This window comes from Tissierella sp., assembly GCF_052089545.1.
Lineage (GTDB): Bacteria > Bacillota > Clostridia > Tissierellales > Tissierellaceae > Tissierella_A.
Genome location: NZ_JBQDAA010000184.1, coordinates 1 through 2,750, shown reverse-complemented (window position 1 = coordinate 2,750; position 2,750 = coordinate 1). Strand labels below are relative to the sequence as shown.

Here is a 2,750-nt window from a genome sequence, read left to right as displayed (position 1 = left end):
TATGGAGAAGCTTTAGCTGTTTTAAGTGGAGATGGTTTGCTGAACTTAGCTTTTGAAACTATGCTAAAAGAAACTTTATTGTCTTCTAAAACTTTGGATGACTATAAAGCGCGTGTTAAAATTATGGAAATCATTTCAAACTGTGCTGGTGTGAATGGAATGATAGGGGGTCAAGTAGTAGATTTATTTGGTAACAATAATAATATGGATCAAGATAAGTTAAAGTTTATGTATAATGCTAAAACTGCAGCTCTTTTCAAAGCTAGTGTATTATCGGGAGCTATTTTAGGAGGAGCAGATAAAAATGAAATAAGAATAATGCATGAGTTCTCTAAAAATATAGGACTAGCTTATCAAATAAAGGATGATTTTTTAGATATAGAAGAAGATATAAACAAATTTACATTTCTAAATTTAAATAATAAGGGAAAAGCCTCAAATAAATTAGAGGAACTTACAAATAATGCATTAGAAGAACTTGATAAAATTAAAAATAAAGATACGAGTTTTTTAAGAGAATTAACTATTTTACTTTTAAATAGGAAAAAATAATTATGTATTTTAAATTTTTTAAAGATATGATATACTTATTGTAAGTATAAGTGGTACAGTATCCTAGTCGGCACATCTATTCTGGAAGGCGGGGCTAAAAATCCGTCAAAGGGCACATCGATGAAGTTCCTTGTCTTGGCTTGCGACGCCCAGTCATGGGCTATTTCAGGGAGTAAGAGGGATGGGGCGATCTGCAATGGCATGCAGGCGTAGACCCTACCTTCGTGGAGACGCAATATATTTATTATTTTATATATTGTGATAAACCTGCAAAAACAAGAGCAGAGTAGCCTGCCTTGAGTGAAGTATGGCGGATGACAAGTTCAATTTTTATCTACGTGGCCATGTAGGTAGAAATCTAGTTGTTGAAATCTATTTTGCAAAAGAGGCTAAGGAATAGAATGACTGTAGAGGAAATCTCCTAGGCTGTTTTAATTAAAATGATTCAAGGATTAAAGTGCGGACTAAGTGGTAATCCAGTTCTATTGATGGCAACACAATAGTAGTAAAATTAAAGGGAAACCGCTGTAATGGTGACATACAGTTTTTATTAGGGAAATCCTGCTGGACCTAAGCCGTAAAATTTACTTGATTTATTACCACTTTTTGCTGATAGCTTTGCTATCAGCTTTTTACATATATGGAGGTTTTATTTATAAATGAACAATAAAAATAGAAGCAATTTATTTTATAAATATAATATTAAATGGGTATTTACAATAAGTATTGGTACTTTTATTTTAGCTGTGATTTTTAGTATAATCACTGAAAATTCTATCAATAATTTACAAACAATTGTATCATTTGTTATATTATTTTTAATAATTATTATAGGGATTATATTTGATGCACTTGGTATAGCAGTTACAAAAGCAGAAGAAAAGCCATTTCATTCTATGGCAGCTAAGAAAAATGATAAAGCGAAGGTTGCTATAAGGCTAATCAGAAATGCTGGACCTGTATCAAATTTTTGTAATGATGTGGTAGGTGATATAAGTGGAATAGTTTCAGGAGGAATAGCTACTACATTGATATTGAGAATTATAAAAAATTATGATATTAAAAATGGAACTATAATAACTATTTTCATGACTGCAATAGTTGCCTCTTTAACAGTGGGAGGAAAAGCTTTTGGAAAGGCTGTAGCATTGTTACATTTTGAAGAAATTACGTATAATATAGCTAAATTTATAAATTTAATAGAAAAAATATTTAATATAGAATTTTTTCCTAATAAAAGAACTAAAAAACATAAAAATAAAGTTGATGGGAATAAAGATAAATTTTAATATAAGGATATATTAAAATCTAATTTGGGGGAGATAAAATGCTGGTTGAATTGAGCATTAAAAATTTTGCCATAATTAAAGATATAAATATACAGTTTACTAGAGGCTTAAATCTCTTAACTGGAGAAACAGGTTCCGGAAAATCTATAATAATTGAAGCTTTAGGCATAATTCTAGGTGGAAGAGGTACTAAAGAACTTATAAGATCTGATGAAGAAAAAGCATTTCTTCAAGCTGTATTTTTAATAGAAAACATAAATGAATTAAAGCCATTTTTAAATAAATATGGTATAGAAATTGAAAAAGATAAACTTTTAATTATATCAAAAGAAATTTCTATAAGTCATCCCAGTATGTCTAGAATAAATGGTAGAACAGTGACTCTTTCTATTTTAAATGAAATTACCTCTAAATTAGTTGACATATTTGCACAACATGAACATCAATCATTATTAAATACTAAAAACCATAAAATATTAATTGATTCCTTTGGGGATGAAAGTTTGAGAAAATTAAAGCTTGAAATAAAATCTATATATATAAGCTATATAAAAGAAAAAGAGCTTTTATCACAAATGAACTTGGACTCAAGTCAACGGGAAAGAGAAATAGATTTATTGAAATATCAAATAGAGGAAATAGAAAATTCAAATCTAGAGAATGAAAATGAAGAAAAAATGGAAAATGAATTTAGTAAACTTAATAATGCTAAAATAATTAAAACGGGTATAGAAGGGATACTAGAGAGTCTTAACGACTCAGATTATATGGAAAATTCTATTTTAATATCTTTAGGAAAAAACTTATCTATATTAAACAATATAACAAGATATGATAATAATTTAAAAGAGTTATTGGATAGACTAGAAAATGTAAATTATGAACTAAAAGATATTCATATTGAATTAA

Annotated in this window: 3 protein-coding genes; all 3 read left to right on the top strand. The window is 28.3% G+C overall.

Translation table 11 applies throughout. The features are described 5' to 3' along the window. Positions 1 to 552: polyprenyl synthetase family protein (locus ACTHW2_RS11005; RefSeq protein ID WP_442263967.1), on the top strand; the 552-nt coding region annotated here is incomplete at its 5' end. A 659-nt stretch (positions 553 to 1,211) separates the two neighbouring features. Further along, complete coding sequence (locus ACTHW2_RS11000) at positions 1,212 to 1,841, top strand: hypothetical protein (RefSeq protein WP_442263966.1); 630 nt, start codon at positions 1,212 to 1,214, stop codon at positions 1,839 to 1,841. Between the two features lie 38 nt (positions 1,842 to 1,879). Beyond that, positions 1,880 to 2,750, top strand: an 871-nt coding sequence (locus tag ACTHW2_RS10995; protein ID WP_442263965.1) for an AAA family ATPase, incomplete at its 3' end; no start/stop codon positions are given.